Annotated in this window: 15 protein-coding genes, 1 pseudogene, 1 CRISPR repeat array and 1 other annotated feature; of the genes and pseudogenes, 8 read left to right on the forward strand and 8 right to left on the reverse strand. The window is 26.8% G+C overall.

The window, feature by feature from the left end:
• Positions 1-10: 10 nt before the first annotated feature.
• Both panB and ACTG48_RS08035 read right to left on the reverse strand, forming a co-directional pair.
• Positions 11-838 carry a 3-methyl-2-oxobutanoate hydroxymethyltransferase gene (gene panB / locus ACTG48_RS08030; protein ID WP_479918545.1) on the reverse strand — a complete coding sequence of 276 codons (828 nt, stop codon included), beginning with the start codon at positions 836-838 and terminating at the stop codon, positions 11-13.
• Positions 813-1,766, reverse strand: coding sequence for a Rossmann-like and DUF2520 domain-containing protein (locus ACTG48_RS08035; RefSeq protein ID WP_479918782.1), 954 nt, complete (start codon positions 1,764-1,766; stop codon positions 813-815). Before ACTG48_RS08035 ends, panB begins: the two co-directional genes overlap by 26 nt.
• 733 nt (positions 1,767-2,499) lie before the next feature.
• On the opposite strand from ACTG48_RS08035, the gene ACTG48_RS08040 reads away from it, so the two are divergent.
• Together ACTG48_RS08040 and ACTG48_RS08045 are read left to right on the forward strand one after the other, a co-directional pair.
• The gene (locus tag ACTG48_RS08040) at positions 2,500-4,602 is read left to right on the forward strand and encodes a bifunctional diguanylate cyclase/phosphodiesterase (RefSeq protein WP_021384289.1); all 2,103 of its coding nucleotides are present in this window, start codon (positions 2,500-2,502) and stop codon (positions 4,600-4,602) included.
• A gap of 395 nt (positions 4,603-4,997) precedes the next feature.
• Positions 4,998-5,141 (forward strand): annotated as a pseudogene (locus ACTG48_RS08045) (MerR family DNA-binding transcriptional regulator); the annotation flags it as partial.
• Positions 5,142-5,289: 148 nt separating this feature from the next.
• Here the strand turns inward: ACTG48_RS08045 and ACTG48_RS08050 are convergent.
• Together ACTG48_RS08050 and ACTG48_RS08055 are read right to left on the reverse strand one after the other, a co-directional pair.
• Entirely contained in the window at positions 5,290-5,817 is a 528-nt protein-coding gene (locus tag ACTG48_RS08050; RefSeq protein WP_479918546.1) for a site-specific integrase, read from the reverse strand.
• A gap of 30 nt (positions 5,818-5,847) precedes the next feature.
• Entirely contained in the window at positions 5,848-6,294 is a 447-nt protein-coding gene (locus tag ACTG48_RS08055) for a tyrosine-type recombinase/integrase (RefSeq protein WP_479918783.1), read from the reverse strand.
• 383 nt (positions 6,295-6,677) lie between these two features.
• On the opposite strand from ACTG48_RS08055, the gene ACTG48_RS08060 reads away from it, so the two are divergent.
• The 4 genes from ACTG48_RS08060 to ACTG48_RS08075 all read left to right on the forward strand — a co-directional run bounded on the left by ACTG48_RS08060 (position 6,678) and on the right by ACTG48_RS08075 (position 10,252).
• Complete coding sequence (locus tag ACTG48_RS08060) at positions 6,678-6,839, forward strand: type I toxin-antitoxin system toxin (RefSeq protein WP_479918547.1); 162 nt, start codon at positions 6,678-6,680, stop codon at positions 6,837-6,839.
• A 277-nt stretch (positions 6,840-7,116) separates the two neighbouring features.
• Entirely contained in the window at positions 7,117-7,542 is a 426-nt protein-coding gene (locus ACTG48_RS08065) for a hypothetical protein (RefSeq protein WP_479918548.1), read from the forward strand.
• Positions 7,543-7,944, forward strand: coding sequence for an SHOCT domain-containing protein (locus ACTG48_RS08070; RefSeq protein WP_479918549.1), 402 nt, complete (start codon positions 7,543-7,545; stop codon positions 7,942-7,944).
• A 266-nt stretch (positions 7,945-8,210) separates the two neighbouring features.
• A CRISPR array of direct repeats spans positions 8,211-9,027; the repeat unit is 29 nt; unit sequence GTTTTATATTAACTATGTGGTATGTAAAT.
• A gap of 406 nt (positions 9,028-9,433) precedes the next feature.
• The gene (locus ACTG48_RS08075; RefSeq protein ID WP_479918550.1) at positions 9,434-10,252 is read left to right on the forward strand and encodes a MerR family transcriptional regulator; all 819 of its coding nucleotides are present in this window, start codon (positions 9,434-9,436) and stop codon (positions 10,250-10,252) included.
• Positions 10,253-10,384: 132 nt separating this feature from the next.
• Here ACTG48_RS08075 and feoB read toward each other — a convergent pair whose 3' ends face one another.
• From feoB to ACTG48_RS08090, 3 genes are all read right to left on the reverse strand, one after another.
• On the reverse strand, positions 10,385-12,505 hold the full coding sequence (feoB, locus tag ACTG48_RS08080; RefSeq protein ID WP_479918551.1) for a ferrous iron transport protein B: 2,121 nt from the start codon (positions 12,503-12,505) through the stop codon (positions 10,385-10,387).
• A gap of 25 nt (positions 12,506-12,530) precedes the next feature.
• Complete coding sequence (locus tag ACTG48_RS08085; RefSeq protein WP_003420037.1) at positions 12,531-12,758, reverse strand: FeoA family protein; 228 nt, start codon at positions 12,756-12,758, stop codon at positions 12,531-12,533.
• Positions 12,759-13,077: 319 nt separating this feature from the next.
• Complete coding sequence (locus ACTG48_RS08090; RefSeq protein WP_021384263.1) at positions 13,078-13,524, reverse strand: GNAT family N-acetyltransferase; 447 nt, start codon at positions 13,522-13,524, stop codon at positions 13,078-13,080.
• A gap of 172 nt (positions 13,525-13,696) precedes the next feature.
• On the opposite strand from ACTG48_RS08090, the gene ACTG48_RS08095 reads away from it, so the two are divergent.
• Together ACTG48_RS08095 and tyrS are read left to right on the forward strand one after the other, a co-directional pair.
• Positions 13,697-14,665 (forward strand): DUF2232 domain-containing protein, encoded by a 969-nt coding sequence (locus ACTG48_RS08095; protein ID WP_479918552.1) that lies wholly within the window; start codon positions 13,697-13,699, stop codon positions 14,663-14,665.
• 150 nt (positions 14,666-14,815) lie between these two features.
• Positions 14,816-15,068 (forward strand) — a binding site (T-box leader).
• A gap of 72 nt (positions 15,069-15,140) precedes the next feature.
• Positions 15,141-16,349, forward strand: coding sequence for a tyrosine--tRNA ligase (gene tyrS, locus ACTG48_RS08100; RefSeq protein ID WP_479918553.1), 1,209 nt, complete (start codon positions 15,141-15,143; stop codon positions 16,347-16,349).
• Between the two features lie 60 nt (positions 16,350-16,409).
• On the opposite strand, the gene ACTG48_RS08105 is transcribed toward tyrS, so the two are convergent.
• Complete coding sequence (locus tag ACTG48_RS08105) at positions 16,410-17,291, reverse strand: polysaccharide deacetylase family protein (RefSeq protein WP_479918554.1); 882 nt, start codon at positions 17,289-17,291, stop codon at positions 16,410-16,412.
• Positions 17,292-17,484: the final 193 nt, after the last annotated feature.

The following is a 17,484-nucleotide window of genomic DNA, read 5'->3' on the forward strand; positions in this document are numbered from 1 at the left end:
ATCCTTAATCTTAGTATAATTTTTTTAATTCAGATTCATTTATTGAAAAGCTATGTTTTTCTTGTGGAAATGCACCCGTTTCAACTTCTAGTATGTAATTTTTAATTGAATCTTTCATTATATCTCCTATATTTGCATATTGCTTTACAAATTTAGGTACGAAATCTCCAAACATTCCCAACATATCCTGATAAACTAAAATTTGACCATCACAATTAATTCCTGCACCTATTCCTATTGTAGGAATTGAAATAGAATTAGTCACCATCTCAGCTATTTTAGCAGGAACTCCTTCAAGAACAATAGAGAATGCACCTGCTTTTTCTATTAATTTAGCATCTTCAATTAGTTGTTTTGCAGTTTCACTAGTATTTCCTTGAACCTTAAATCCGCCAAATGAATTTACAGATTGAGGTGTTAGACCTAAATGACCCATTACTGGTATTTGAGCATTTACAATGCATTTTATTTGTTCTATAATACTTGAGCCACCTTCTAATTTTACAGCATGTGCGCCACCTTCTTTTACAAGTCTACCGGCATTTTTAACAGCATCTTCTATAGAAACATGGTAAGATAGAAATGGCATATCACTTACTATTAAGGCATTTTTTGCACCTTTTTTTACAGCTTTTGTATGATATATAATTTCATCTATAGTAACAGATAGAGTGTTTTCTTCTCCTTTTATGACCATTCCCAATGAATCTCCTATTAAAATACCATTTATATTACACTCATCCATTATTTTTGCTATTGAGTAATCATAAGCAGTAAGCATAGATAGCTTTTTTCCTTCACTTTTAGCATTTTTAAAAGTCATTACAGTATTTTTCATCGTTTTTTCCTCCTAAAATTTTGTAAATCTCTTTGTATTTCTCAGATTTACTTATTAAATTTTCAAATGCATTTTCTGTAGAAAGCTTTTTTGTACATTTTGATGAATCTTCATTTGCCAAGGCTATTATTTTTAGTAGATTTAAGGAAAGTATTTTGTAAATATCTTCATCTTTTTTATCTAATGCTGATAAATGTTTTTTTATTGGTGTTATATCTCCACGAGCAATAGGTCCAGTAAGAGCTTTAGTAAATCCATTATTAAGTATATTTTCTATATTTATTTTGACTAAAGGATTTATAGCTTTCAAAGCTTCTTCTTCGGATAAACCTAACTTGATAAAATAACTTACTCCTACATCTAGTAAAGATAGCACTAAATTTGAAACTAAAACATTAGCTAAATGATAAGTGGATGAAGTATTCTTATCTCTTACGAAAAATTGATTTCCTAAACTATCTATAAAATTTTGAATAAATGAATCATCTTTTTCATTATCGCCTTCTATGGAAAAACAAATTTCTTTCATTTTTTTTATATCAGTGTTTTTATTGGAAAATGCAAATATAGGATGGATAGAATAAATTAATGCACCTGCTTTTTTTGAATAGAACAATATACTAGATTTTAAAGAGCCACTGGTGTGACAAATGTATTTATGTTTTAAATTAAATTTGGAAAGTTTTTTGTCTATAATTTCAATAGAATCATCTGATGTTGTAATAAATAATATATCATTTTCATAAATAATGTCTTTCAATTTACTATAAATCTTTGTTTTTGTTAAATCTGTTGATTCTAATAAAGATAATTGATTTCTTCCATAAAAACCTGTTACACAATAATCCTTTGACAAAAAATAATTTGCTAAAGATGTACCAACTTTTCCGGAACCAATAAATCCTATTTTAATAGTATCACCTCCAATTTGTGATACAACATCTTAATTTCTAATCTCATTCACGAAGATATGAGTTATATAAGACAAAATAATTAAAAACATTTAAAGTATAGTTCTTATAACAAGATACCATCCATGGATATTTTACCATTTAAATAAAAAGTTGACAATTAATTCTATAAAAATTGATTAAATGTATTTTTATTTATATTGTCTTATTCTGATAAAGATGTAGCTAATTAAAAAAGCTTTAAAATAATATCTTCATAAATTAATAAAATAAATATAGTTAGATAATTCATATAAAACATAATCTATATAATAAAATACAAGTAAAAAAATTATGATATTTATTAAATTCAATATTTTAAAGTTTACAATACATAATGAAAATAATTTCATATAAAGTAAAAAAATATTTTTTTTTACTTTATATTATCAATATTATATCTTTTTATCTCAAAGTTTAAAATAATAAAAAATATATAGTCTATTTTGTGTTTGATTTTATCAAGATAAATACTGGATTAAAATTTAAGACAAGATTTACAAGCCATTATATAGCAATAATCTCCTTAAAATTGATAATATGATATTGATGTATTTTTTTTTATCAACTATAATTTAAAATAGAAAGAAATAAGTTTTTCAATTAAATTGATCTATTTAATGTATATATAAATGATAAATAAATCCTCTATAATAAAAAAAATCTAGGAATATTATTAGAAATAATAGTAATAATGAAGGAGGTAAGTATATGAACAAACATAATCTTGAGGTTATATTAAATCAACTACAGTTTAATATATATATTACGGATATTCATACTAATAAAATAATTTTCATGAATAAAAATATGAAAAAAGAATATAATATTTCGGTTCCAGAAGATAAAGTTTGTTGGGAGGTACTATATTCTGAAAAAAATGCCCCCTGTAGTTTTTATAAAGTTTTAGAACTGCTAAAGAATAATAAAAAAGGAATATTAATAAAGTGGTATGAAAAATGTAATAAATTAAATCGAATTTTTGAGAATTATGATAGTTTAATTACATGGCAAGATGATACAGTTGTTCATATGCATCAATCTATAGATATTACAAACTCGACAAGTTTAAATGAGCAAGTTAAGTTTGATGAATTTTATCAAATATCAAATACCAAAGAAGAAAGAGATGATTTTGAAGATTTTAATATCTTAAGAAGTAAGTTTGATTATGATTCTACATTACTTTATGATGCTTTGATTAGAGGTACAGATGAGTATATATATATTTGCAATATGAAAACAGGAGTCTTTCGATATTCACCATCACAGGTTGAACTATTTGATTTACCAGGAGAAATTGTGGAGAATCCACTTGTTTACTGGAAGCAAATTGTACATCCAGAAGACTGGAATCGTTTTTATAAGTCGAATATGGAAATAGGTAAAAATCATATGGATTATCATTCAGTAGAGTTCCGGGCTAAAAATCGTATTGGAGAATATATTTGGTTAAGATGTAGAGGGCAATTAATGCGTGATGAATTTGGAGAACCAAGCATTTTTGCTGGAATAATGACACAATTAGGGAAACAAAATAAGATTGACCCATTAACACAGTTGTTGAATTACTATGAATTTATGAGTGCGTTTGAGGATAAACTTTCAAATCCTATGATTGAAAAATTGTGTATAGTATTATTGAATATTGATGATTTTAAAAATGTTAATGAGATGTATGATAGAGACTTTGGAGATAATATAATAAAAACTTTAGCACAATCTATACAATCTATTTTACCAGGTAATGCGGAACTTTATAAGCTTGATAGTGATGAAATGGGAATTCTCGTTGATAATGTTGAAGAAAAGGAAATTCAACTTTTATATGAGCAAATACAGAATTTAATTATACATCTTCACTTGTGGAGAAAATATGGATTAAATATAACAATTTCTGCTGGTTGTGTTATATATCCAAGACATGGAGATACAGTAAAAGAACTTAGTAAATATGCTAGTTACTCTTTGCAGTATGCTAAAGAGCATGGTAAGAACAGAATTGTTTTTTTCTCTGAAGAAATATTAAAAAATAAAATGTATTCATTAGCAATGATGTGGGAATTGAAAGCATCAATTAATGACAATTTTCGGGGATTCAGCCTCAGATTTCAGCCACAAGTAGATACACAAAGTCATAAGATAATAGGTGTAGAAGTGCTTTTAAGATGGACTAATAGTGAATGTAAAGCAATTTCTCCTTTAGAATTTATTCCAATTTTAGAAGAAAATGATATGATAAATATTGTTGGAGCATGGGTACTTCGGATGGCACTACGTACTTGTGGCGAGTGGATTACTTATTATCCACTTTTTACAGTAAGTGTAAATATTTCAGCTGTTCAAGTATTAGAGGATACATTTATTGAGGATATAATCAAAATTATAGATGAAGAAAATTTTCCTTATCAAAATCTTGTTTTAGAATTAACTGAAAGTCATACAGTACAAAATATGAGTATTTTACAACATAAGTTCAAGGTTTTACAAGACTTAGGAATTCGTATTGCTATGGACGATTTTGGTACAGGATATTCATCATTAGAAGTTTTAAAATTTTCTCCAATAGATATAGTAAAAATTGATAGAGTATTTGTCAAAGATATATTAAAAAGTAAGTTTGATGCTACATTTATACATTTTATTGTTGCAATTTGTCACGATGTGGGCATAGAAGTCTGCTTAGAGGGAGTAGAAACAAAGGAGGAGTATAATTTAGTTAAACAAATGAAACCAGATTATATACAAGGATATTTTTTTGGAAAGCCACAAACAGCAAGGGAAATTTTTGATACCTTAAAAATAGATAATTGATATTAATTGAATTTGTAAATTTATGGTTATTTATCTTATCATTAAAGGAATTTTATGCATGTAATTATAATAATTGAAACTGTTAATATAATCAAAATGAAATACGATGTTGAGTACATAAAGGTAGAATCTATAAATAGTTACTACCTTTTTTTATAATTATCAGGAGTAATTGTAAAAAAAGGTGGTATACATACACTTAATTTATTTCAAAGTTTATTTCTTGTCGTGTTTAAATCTTTAAGCTAAAGACCGGGCATTTTTCTTTAGAAAAGTAATAATATTTTTTCATTATATTGTATACTAACTTCCTTAAATAAGAATTACTTGATTTAGCTAATAATAAAGAATATAGTAACTATATAGAAAACAAGAAGATAAGGAGTGTGTAACCCTTGGAAAAACAGTATTTTACCACAGGTGAATTTGCAAAGTTGTGTGGAATATCTAAACAGACATTAATTTTTTATGATAAAATAGGGATTTTTTCTCCAGAATATAAAGATAAAAATAATTATAGATATTATTCAGTCTATAAATAATATTTATATATTAATAAGTATTAATAAACACTAAAATGTGCATTTTTACAGGTGTTTGGACTAAAAGAGCATAAGGTGACTGACATTTAACTGACAAAAGCTATTTTTATGGGTTTAACTGACATTTAACTGACAGTCAGTTTTTTTATTTAAATAACATTTTGCTTAAATTGTCAGAAGCCTCTTTGTCCATTTCTTCTAAAACATGAGAGTATCTATTCATAGTTATTTTTATATCTGTATGACCTAACCTTTCAGAAACTACTTTCATATTAGTTCCTCCTAAAAGCAATAAGGTAGCACTTGTATGTTTTAAATCATGTATTCTTACTTGTTTTAAATTATTTTTTTTAATAAATTTATGAAAATTTTTTGACAATACAGTTGGTATCCAAGGTTTAAAATTTGTATTTAGACACACTAAGTTATTTTCATTTATAAGTGTGCCTTGCAATTTCATTTTGTTTTGTTTTAATTTTTCTATTTTTAATTTTTCAACTAATTCTTTTGGAACTGATAAAGTTCTTTTTAATTTTGGTGTTTTTGGTTCTTTAAATGCTATTTTATTGTTTGCATATATAAGTATCTGATTAATACTTATTGAATCAGTTTCTAAGTTAATATCAGACCATCTAAGCCCACAGACTTCCTCAACTCTTAATCCTAACAACATTAAGAGAATAGGTATTTCTATGACATTATATTATAGCTTATCTATTAGAAGCAGTGATTCTTCTTTATCATAAATATTAACTTTAAAAGAACTTTCTTTATTAGGAAGCTTTATAAAGTTACAAGGATTCTCTGTTATTTCTCTTAACCTGTAAGATTCTTTTAATACAGAACTTACAAAGCCATATCTAACTTTAGCACTTCCATATGTAAATTTAGTGAATAGTTTATTTACGAAAGACTGCATTAAATAAGGTGTTATGTCTATTAATCTTGTATCTTTGAAAAAAGGCTCTATATAGTTTTTAATCCAAGATTTCCTATTCACAATTGTATAAGGAGACCAATTGTTAGCATTTGTAATAATGTATTTATAACATGTATTTACAAATGTAACATCCCTTGGAGCAATAAATTTATTATTGTTTATAGTTGATTTTATTTCAATTAAATGTTTTTCAGCATCCTCTTTCTTTATCGTAGTATGCTAAATTCAGTTTTATATTAACTATGTGGTATGTAAATTTTTAACATGCTTGTAAGGGAATTCAAGTTCTCACGTTTTATATTAACTATGTGGTATGTAAATCAATTTTATCTTCATCAATTTCGTTACATAATTGAGTTTTATATTAACTATGTGGATTTAAAATTAAAAATACCAGAGAACACTTACTTAAATAGTAGGTGTTTTTTTAATTGAAAGGAGGAAATAATATTATAAAAAGTAATATATAGGAAAAATATGTAAATATATATGTTATAATATTTTTAGCAAGAAGAAAATATGTAATCTACAATTTATAGAGTGGAGTTCATACTGGGATAGAACCTACTTCCTAATGAAAGGAGGTGGGAAGTATGAATAACTTTTTACTTAATATAATAGCTGGCGTTATTGCTAGTTTAACATTTTGCTTAATTTGTAAAGTATTTACGCAAGTAAAAAGCCACTCAACTCGTGGCAAGAGTAAAAGTGGCTGGGAATTTGACTTTAAAATCAAATTCCGTAAGTTCAAATAGCTTCATTTAATTATGAACTTCACTCTACCGCAAAATAGATTGTAGTTCTTCTTGCTTTTATTATACCACAAATTAGAAAAATATTGCCTATAATATTTTTTATAGTCAATAAAAAGATGAAATTTTTTATACACAATAATAATGAATTCAAATTAATGAATAAATTTAATTGTAAAAATTATAAATAAGAAAGTACTTACTTTATTGTAGGTGCTTTTGTTTTACCAAATTATGCTATAATATTGTGTGAGATGAGTAATTTATGAGGGATTTTATTATGTCAGCGATAATAGTAACAATAATATTAATGCTATTAGGTATAAGTATATTTATATATTTTATGCCAGTGAGTTTAATGTTACTGGCTTTACTTGTACTTCTTTATTTCATTGGAGAGAAACAAAAAGTTATGGGAATTTTATCTTGTATTTTTCTTATTTTCACAATATATCTATGGTCAGTTTGGGATGATATAAGTCCATATACAGAAGAAAAGATGGCTATTAGAGAAGAACAACAAAAGAAAGAAGAATCAAAAAAAGAAATGGAAAGAATAAGAAAACAAGAAGAAGTAGATAAAGAAAAAAGAGAGAAAAAGTATGGGAAAAAAATTTCAAAAGATGGCCTAGAAGCAAAATTAGAAGAATTAGTCCCCAAAGAATATAAGGGAAGTCACTATAAAATTGAGGTAGAAGAGTCTTGAATGATTACATTTGATTTAACTGTACAAAACGAAAAATTTGAAGATACTAGAGAGTGTAGGTTATTTGTAAAATATATAACAGAAGAATTAAAAGATTTTGATATATTTAGTCCGAATTTTCAGTTTTATACAAAAGATGAAGGTGGTAAACTTAATAGTATTTCCATTAGGTATTACAGAAGAGTGCAAACTGGGGAAGAATCTATACTAGATTTATATGTTGGTGAACATGATATTATGACTGATGAAGAGATTCAAAAGGGTATAGATGAAGCTGAAAAGAAAAATTATCAGAGTTATGTAGACCCACTAGATAGAATAAAGAAATTAAAAGAGTTGTTAGATTCAGGAGCAATTACACAGGAAGAATATAATAAAAAGAAAAAAGAATTATTAGAATAGATAATATAGTAAGCACTTACAAATATGTAGGTGCTCTTAAATTGATAAATTATTCCATTTTAATTTTATAGTTTGAATTTTATGATATAATAAAAATATAGAAATTTTGCAGTGAGCGATATTCGTGATAAAGTAGGCTTTAACAGTTGCAGTGTAAGGCATTGAGGCTGTGTGATAAGTGTTATCAACTGCACTACTCATGGTTCACTGCAAATTTGAGAGAGTTGTATGTGTGTAAGTATTGGAAGTGCTAAGTTTATTTTGGGGTTTTATATTAACTATGTGGTATGTAAATAACATATCTATACTCACCATCTGTTCCTTTTGTTCTGGTTTTATATTAACTATGTGGTATGTAAATGGTAAAAAATGGAGGGATAAAAGTGGAAAATATTAATGTTTTATATTAACTATGTGGTATGTAAATTGAAGGAACCTTGGACGCTCCACTTATTAAGGAACAGTTTTATATTAACTATGTGGTATGTAAATCTAGGAGCTTATTATTAATATATTGTATTTGCTCCTTGTTTTATATTAACTATGTGGTATGTAAATAAATTCGGGTCTATTGGTAAATCCAAAGTAGCTGCAAGTTTTATATTAACTATGTGGTATGTAAATAAGACACGAGGTTCTAGAAGAAGCTTAACAGTTTCTAGTTTTATATTAACTATGTGGTATGTAAATATTAGAAATTCAGATGACAGAAAAAACAGTTTAACAGGTTTTATATTAACTATGTGGTATGTAAATCTGGAGTACCATATCCTGGAATATATCTTAACTCTGGGTTTTATATTAACTATGTGGTATGTAAATCATTCATTCAGTGCTTTCCATGTCCTTTTTAATTGTGTTTTATATTAACTATGTGGTATGTAAATAGATAGGTGGTTTAGTTGATTTGCCCATATGGGTGGGTTTTATATTAACTATGTGGTATGTAAATGTGTATATACCCATGCTAAAGAGTACATTATTCCTCGTTTTATATTAACTATGTGGTATGTAAATACTAAATCACCCCCTTTCTCTTTTTCATTACATCTTTGTTTTATATTAACTATGTGGTATGTAAATTTTAATATCTCAAAGAATTGGAAAACATGTACACTATATAGTATTAGTGAAAGAAAAAGAATTTTTGGAGGTTTACATAACAACCCTTTATCGGAATTAATATCAAAATTACATGATGGAGAAGAAATAACTGAAGAAAAAATAATGGAATAGGAAATTGGATAAAAAGTTGGAAGGATGAAGATTAATAGATGAAAGGTAGCGACTAATATAAGTGCTACCTTTTTATTGTTGTGGATAAACTGTGGGAAAGTTATGTAAAAATTGTGGATAATATATTTAACTGACATTTAACCTTTAAAACTAAAAATATATTGATTTTCTAAAGTAATAACTACTTGATTTAGCTAATAATAAAGAATATAGTAACTATATAGAAAACAAGAAGATAAGGAGTGTGTAGCCCTTGGAAAAACAGTATTTTACCACAGGTGAATTTGCAAAGTTGTGTGGAATATCTAAACAGACATTAATTTTTTATGATAAAATAGGGATTTTTTCTCCAGAATATAAAGATAAAAATAATTATAGATATTATTCAGTCTATCAATATGATACATTGGATATATTACAATCACTAAGAGAAATAGGAATGAGTCTAGAAGAAATAAAAGCGTATATACAAAATAGAAGTCCCCAACTTTGTGTAAAAATGCTTAGAGAAGAAGAAAAAAAGATAAGAGAAAAAATAAAAAAATTAAGAAAGATAAGTTCTAAAATGCAAAATAGAATAAATACAACAGTTGAAGGAATTTCTAAAATGAATAATGAAGAAATTTATATATCAAAAAGGTTTGAGGAATACTTAGTCTTATCAAGCGACTTGAGTAGTATGAGTAATGGTGATTTTATGATGGAATTAATAGATTTTACTAATTACTGTAAATTAAAAAATTTGTATCAAGGATATGAGTTAGGAGTAATAGTAAGTAATGATAATATAAAAAATGAAGACTATTTGAGCATATCAAGTTTTTATTTAAAAATAGATAAAAAAATAAAAGACAAAAAGTTATATATAAAGCCAGAGGGAATGTATGCGTGTATAAAGCATATTGGAAAATATGAGGATTCATATAAATCTTATGAAAAATTGAAAAAGTATATATATGAGAACGGATATGAAATTGTCGGAAATTCATATGAGGAGAGTATACTTGACTTCTTTTGTGAAAGTAATGAAGATAATTATATGACCGAGATTTCAATCCAAATATCTAAATAAGAATTAAAATAGAGATATATTCAAATATTAAGTAATTATACCTATCACTGAGTATATCTCTATGTTTTATAATAATATCTATAAAGTTTTAAATAGTATTTAAAAAACACCTTTAATACTAACTAATGCTAATTATATGAACAAATTGTAAATTGTAGTTGTTAAAAAACAAACAACAAAAGCAAGTACAGTAGGCATTAAAAATCCTAAGGCAGTCCATTTTAAACTTCCAGTTTCTCTTTTTATTGTTAAAAGCGTTGTTGCACAAGGCCAGTGCAATAAACTGAACAGCATAACATTTAAAGCTGTCAAATAAGTCCAACCATGTTCTCTAAGAACTTGACCTAAAGCACTAAAGCTATCTAATTCTATCATAGAACCAGTTGCCAAGTAAGCCATAAGAAGTATAGGTATAACTATCTCATTTGCTGGAAATCCAAGAATAAAAGCCATCAATATAAAACCATCAAGACCAATTGCTTTAGCTAAAGGGTCTAAAAAGTTTGCAACATGTGATAGTACGCTTAAATCTCCTATATAGATATTTGCAAATATCCAAGTTATGACACCAGCAGGTATGGCTACTATTACAGCTCTTCCCAAAACAAATATTGTTCTATCTATTATGGAAGTATATAAAGTTCTTCCTATTTGAGGAACTCTATAAGGCGGAAGTTCCAATGTAAATGTAGATGGAACTCCTTTTAATAACGTCTTAGAAAGAGTATAAGAAACCAATAATGTTATTACAACACCTAAAATTATCAATAAAGTTATACAAAATGCAGTTGCTATACTTGATACAAAAGAGCTAGTTATAACTGAGCTAAAAAATATTGTAGATATAGCTATCAGAGTGGGAAAACGACCATTACAAGGTACAAAGTTATTTGTAAGTATAGCTATTAGTCTTTCCCTTGGAGAATCAATTATTCTACAACCAATAACTCCAGCTGCGTTACATCCAAATCCCATACACATAGTTAAACATTGTTTGCCATGTGCACAAGCTTTTTTAAATAAGTGGTCTAAGTTAAACGCAACTCTTGGCAAATATCCAAAATCCTCAAGTAAGGTAAATAGTGGAAAAAATATTGCCATAGGAGGTAGCATTACAGAAATTACCCATGCTAAAGTTCTGTATAATCCTAAAACCAACATATCATTTAACCATGATGGACAGTTAATGCTATTCAATACACTTGAAATACTTGGCTCAAATCCAAGTAGCAAATTAGACAGTAAAGAGGATGGATAGTTAGCACCTTCTATAGTAATCCACAATATAGTACCTAGTAACAAGAGCATTATTGGAAGCCCAAATATTTTGGATGTTAATATTTTATCTACTTTTTCTTCTCTATCAGTTGATTTTTTAGGAACGTTAGAAGAACATTCATCACTTAGTTTCTTAGCATAATCATAGTTAATTTTAGTAAATTTATCTCTAATTTTCTGCTTATTTATATCATTTGGGATTTTTTTCTTCACTTCATTAATAGCATCTATTGAATCTTTATCTATATAATTGCTCATGGATTCAAAGATACTTTCGTCGCCATCAATAAGTCTGAGACCTAACCATCTAGAATTTATATTTGGCATGATATTATCTAATTCTGGTTGAATTGATTTTACCATATCTTCTATATCTTCACTATATTTTACAGGTTTATTATTGAACTTGTATTTATCAAAAGATACATCATTTAAAGTATCTAATAATTCATCCATACCAGAACCACTTCTTGCAGCAGTTAAAATAACTGGAATACCAAGAGAATCCTCTAGAAGTTTTGTATTAATAGTAATTCCTTTTTTCCTAGCTTCATCTATTAAATTTATACATAAAATAACTTTATCTGTAAGTTCCATCACTTGAAATACCAAGTTTAAATTTCTCTCAAGACATGTAGCGTCACATACTACTATTACTGCATCTGGATTACCAAAACATATAAAATCGCGAGCCACAATTTCTTCCTGTGATAAGGCAAATAGAGAATATGTCCCTGGTAAATCTATCAATGCATATTCAGCATTCTTATATTTAAAATTACCACGAGCTGTAGCCACAGTTTTTCCTGGCCAATTTCCAGTATGCTGTCTAAGCCCTGTAAGATGGTTAAATACAGTACTTTTACCTGTATTTGGATTACCAGCCAATGCAATTACAAACTGGTCCTCTTTATTGTCTATATCAAACATGTCTTTTAAAGAACTCATTTTAGTTGAGTTATGTGTCAACCCCATATTAATATCCTCCTACTAGAAAATTTTAAATGTCAGAAACTAATATTAAGCTACTTTCTTCTTGTCGTAGAGCTATCTTACTACCTCTGATTTTGTAGACAGTTAAATTATTTTTTGGACCTTTTCTAACTACATCTATAACAGCTCCTCTAGTAAGACCAAGCGCTAACATTCTTTCTCTTAAATTACCACTAGATAATATATCTTCAACTTTAACAGTTTTTTTCACTTGAATATCGTTAAGGTTTTTCATAGTAGCACCTCCATGCATGAAATTTAGCCTGAGCTAATCTTCTTATTCTAAACTATGCATTATATTATTACCTTGTTACTTTCACAAAAAAAAGATAGGCAAGATGCCTATCACAAAGTTGGGTATAATTCTTACTTTTGGGGAAAGTAGAATATAGAATAAAAATTAACATTTTGAATCTATATAATTATTGAATTTTGATAATAAAAAAATCAGAAAGCAAAAAGCCTTCTGACTCTATATAAGGTATTTTCAAATACCTAAATATCAATTCAATATATTATTTATACTTAAATTATATATTAACAATATTAGCTTGTCAACACTGTAATCTCATTTTAATATGTTCAATTCCAGCTTCATCGTATACTTCTGATATTTCTTTAAAACCACAAGACAAATAAAGATTTTTTATATAAGCCTGTGCTGATAAAGTTATATTGTTTTCATGTAAATTAATCTTTATGAAGTCTATAGCACAATCCATCATTTGTTTTGCTAACCCCTTTTTTCTATGAGTAGAAAGAACCAAAACTCTACCAATAGAAACATCATCATAAGAGCTATATTCTCTAGGAATTATCCTAGCATAAGCACAAATCAACCCATCCTCTTTTAAAAATATGTGATAAGAGTTTTTATCTATATCATCATAATCGTTTAACGAAAATATCCTTTGTTCACAAGCAAATACTTCGTATCTTGATTTTGCTATTTCATAAAATTCATCCAAACTTAAATCATTAAAGTGTTTAATTTTAAACATATTAATTACCTCCTAGTGTCTTAAAAAACTGAATATTAAGATATATTATATCATTTCTAATATAAATACTTTCATTAAAATTTATATTTATTAAAAATATTTTAAAAAAGTGATATACTATATTAAAAATAAAATTTTAGTTAGAAAATTTATGATTTATGGAGGATTTATTTTGAATACTACTAAAAAATTAACTGAAGCTGCTTTATTGTCATCTTTATTCATAGTAGTGACAATTATAGCTGTGGGGACTGGATTTGGATATGCTATTTATTTAGATTTTATAGTACCAATATTTTTTTGTATAATATGCTTAAAATGTGATTTAAAGTATACTATTTTATCTGGAATTACTTCACTTTTAATAATTTCTCTAGTACTTGGAAATCTAGGAACTGCTATTTGGGCAAGTCAGAGTGTATTACTTGGTATAATGTGTGGTTATCTTATAAATAAACCTACAATGGTGATGGATGATTTAGTATATGGTTCAATATTTGGAATAATTATAATGGTTTTTATTGATATATATGCTTCAGCATTAATAGGTTACAGTTTTATGAAAGAATTTCAGGGATATAGTAAATTAATTTATTTTAATGGATATGCAAATCTTATTTATTATTTGATGATAGCACTGTTTCCATTTGGCATGGTTTTTTGTATATATTTTTTAAGCTTGATTTTGGGACATAAATTGCATATTTTAGGTTCTAATTCTTTAAAAAAGTTTTTGATATTTAGGAACTTTAGAAGTCTAAATCAATTTTTATGTTGTTCAAAGAAAGTTTTTTATATATGTGTTTCTTATTTAACTGTTTTTGAAATTGTAAAACTATTAAATATTAAAGTTGATTTTGTTTATTTAAAAACAATCTTAATATCAATTGCTTATTTATGTGTTTATTTTATCATTAGGGATTCATGTATGTCACTGCAAAATTTTATAATATCTAAGTTTAGAAAGTTACTATATGCTAGAATTTCTTTTTTAATAATAATTTTATTGTTATTTTTTATGTTTAACGTGACGATTGTTGGTTTAATAATCATAAATGCATTTTTAAATAAGAAAATAAACATAAGATTGAGTCAGACTAACATTGTCAATAAACAAATCAATATTTTAATTGAAAAATAACTTTACATATTGGTAAAAAATATAAAAAGATAGTATAATGTAAAAAAACATGTATATAATAATAAAAAAGGTTGACAAAATACAAAAATAATAATATATTATGAGTAAGTTAAGAAAAATTTCTTGTAATTGATGAAATAATCTGAATATATAAATGCTATGAAGAGAAGAAGTAGAGCTAGATTTTATTTAACAGAGAGTTCCAGCTTGGTGAAATGGAATAAGTTAATTTAGTTTGAATACATCTCAGAGCACTATCTCTGAAAGATAACAACCATTAAGAGATATCGGAGTAGTACACGTTATAGTACACGGGTATATGTAATTATACTCTAAGAGATTAGTATCGTGAGATATTGATGAACTAAGGTGGTAACACGTAAGCAATGCTTTCGTCCTTTTAATAGGATGAAAGCTTTTTTTATTATAAAAATAAAAATTAAAGATTATATAAATATTTTAGGAGGAATGAAAAATGAAATCGATAGACGAGCAAATACGAATAATTATGAAAGGTGTAGATGATTTAATAGATGAAAAAGAGTTAAGAGAAAAACTCATTAAATCAGAAAAAGAAGAAAAACCTATGATAGTAAAATTGGGTCTAGACCCAAGTGCTCCAGATATACATTTAGGGCATACAGTAGTTCTTAGAAAAATGAAGCAACTACAAGATTTAGGTCATCAAATAGTAATAATAATTGGAGATTTTACAGGGAAAATTGGAGACCCAACTGGAAAATCTAAAGCAAGAAAAGCTTTAACAACAGAACAAGTTCTTGAGAATGCAAAAACTTATGAAGAACAAATTTTCAAAGTTTTAGATAAAGAAAAAACTATTGTAAGATTCAATAGTGAGTGGTTAGCTAAATTAAATTTTGAAGATGTAATAAAACTAGCAGCAACTATTACTGTTGCAAGAATGTTAGAAAGAGAAGATTTTAAGAAAAGATATGAAGGGCAAATGCCAATATCAGTACATGAATTCTTCTACCCATTAATGCAAGCATATGATTCTATAGCATTAGAAGCTGATATAGAGCTTGGTGGAACTGACCAAAGATTCAACTTATTAATGGGAAGATCACTACAAAGAGAATTTGGTATGGAGTCTCAAATAGTAATAATGATGCCTTTAATAGAGGGATTAGATGGAAAAGAAAAAATGAGTAAGAGCTTAGGCAACTATATTGGAATAGATGAAGAAGCAGGAATAATGTACCAAAAATCTATGGAAATTCCTGATGAACTTATAATTAAATACTATAATTTAGTAACTGATGTTCATCCTGACGAAGTTAATAAAATAGAATCTCAGTTAAAAGATGGTTCAGTAAACCCAAGAGATATAAAGATGAATTTAGCAAGAGAAATAGTAACATTATACCATGGAGAAGAATCTGCTAAAGAAGCTGAAGAAAGATTTAAATCTGTATTCCAAAAAGGTCAAATACCTGAAGATATACAAACAATTCAAGTTAAAGAAGATGAATTTGATTTAATTGAAGTATTAGTTGCTAATGAAATTGTTAAGAGTAAGAGTGAAGTTAGAAGATTAGCTTCTCAAGGTGGAGTAAAGGTAAATGGTGAAAAAGTAGAGGATTTAAGCGCTATTGTTAAAGAAAGTGAATTAGTTGTTCAAATAGGAAAGAAAAAGTTTGTAAAAATTGAACTAGTAAAATAGATTAAAATAAAAGCAAGTTCATTGAGTATAAAAAATATAATCAATGAGCTTGCTTTTTTATTATATTAAAATCTTAAATTGATAACCATTATCTTTGAAATATGTTATAATTTGGTCCAATGCATTTACTGTTTCTTGCTTTCCATAAGTATCATGCATTAAAAGAACAACCATTTCTTTACCTTCAGAAGATTTTTTTGCATGTTCAAATAATTCTTGAGCATTTTTCTTTTTACCTTCTGCATCAGCATTTAAAGCATTCCAATCAATTGATGCCATATTTTTCTCTTTTAAGTAGCTACCTAGAGGTTCCATATTCTTCCAAGACATATATCCACCTGGGCATCTAACTACATTTGATGAGAAATTCTTTCCTAAAACTTTTTTCATAGCTTCATCAGTTTTATTAAGTTCATTTACGAATGTATCAAGATTTAGGCTTCTGCCAGGGTATAGTTTTTTATAGTCGTGAGTGTAAGAGTGATGAGCTATTGCATTTCCCTCATCAAATGTTCTTTTTAAAATTTCATTAGCACCTTTTCTTTCAAGTGAATCACCTTTAATAAAGAAAGTTCCCCTAACACTATGTCTTTTTAAGATATCTAGGACTTGTGGAGTATTAGTAGTAGATGGTCCATCATCAAATGTAAGAAATACTATCTTCTCTCCGTTGTTTGAATAGTCGTATTTGCTAAGTTTATCCCAAACTAATTTTGCATCATATCCATATTCTTTTGCAGCTTCTTTTTTTGCACCAATAATAGGTTCATTTTTTTCTTTTTCGATTCTTTCTTTTTCTAGCTTTTCAGCCCTAAGTCTTTCTTGAGTTTCTTTAATTTCTTTTTTTCTAGACATATCCGCCCATGCCATAGAAAAAATACCAATAGCTATTACAACAATTATAGTAAGTGTAACAGTTTTCTTTTTTCTTCTTTTTACCATGATTACAGCATTCCCCCTTTTGTCGAATTGTATCAAAAATATATTATAATTATATCGAACAAAGTAGAAAAAGTAAACCGACAAAGTTGTAACTAAGATAACCAAAGTGTAACTTATTTGACATTATTTGCATAATATTAAAGTATAATATATTAAAGTTATTCATAAAAAAATTTAGTATAAGTAAAAAAAT

Source organism: Clostridioides sp. LIBA-6822 (genome assembly GCF_056688955.1).

Bases quoted from the DNA above. Each gene is read 5' to 3' on its own strand.
- ACTG48_RS08105 (WP_479918554.1), bottom strand. From the start codon at position 17,291: ATGGTAAAAAGAAGAAAAAAGAAAACTGTTACACTTACTATAATTGTT.
- panB (WP_479918545.1), bottom strand. From the start codon at position 838: ATGAAAAATACTGTAATGACTTTTAAAAATGCTAAAAGTGAAGGAAAA.
- tyrS (WP_479918553.1), top strand. From the start codon at position 15,141: ATGAAATCGATAGACGAGCAAATACGAATAATTATGAAAGGTGTAGAT.
- ACTG48_RS08060 (WP_479918547.1), top strand. From the start codon at position 6,678: ATGAATAACTTTTTACTTAATATAATAGCTGGCGTTATTGCTAGTTTA.
- feoB (WP_479918551.1), bottom strand. From the start codon at position 12,505: ATGGGGTTGACACATAACTCAACTAAAATGAGTTCTTTAAAAGACATG.
- ACTG48_RS08040 (WP_021384289.1), top strand. From the start codon at position 2,500: ATGAACAAACATAATCTTGAGGTTATATTAAATCAACTACAGTTTAAT.
- ACTG48_RS08090 (WP_021384263.1), bottom strand. From the start codon at position 13,524: ATGTTTAAAATTAAACACTTTAATGATTTAAGTTTGGATGAATTTTAT.
- ACTG48_RS08070 (WP_479918549.1), top strand. From the start codon at position 7,543: ATGATTACATTTGATTTAACTGTACAAAACGAAAAATTTGAAGATACT.
- ACTG48_RS08050 (WP_479918546.1), bottom strand. From the start codon at position 5,817: ATGTTGTTAGGATTAAGAGTTGAGGAAGTCTGTGGGCTTAGATGGTCT.
- ACTG48_RS08065 (WP_479918548.1), top strand. From the start codon at position 7,117: ATGTCAGCGATAATAGTAACAATAATATTAATGCTATTAGGTATAAGT.
- ACTG48_RS08085 (WP_003420037.1), bottom strand. From the start codon at position 12,758: ATGAAAAACCTTAACGATATTCAAGTGAAAAAAACTGTTAAAGTTGAA.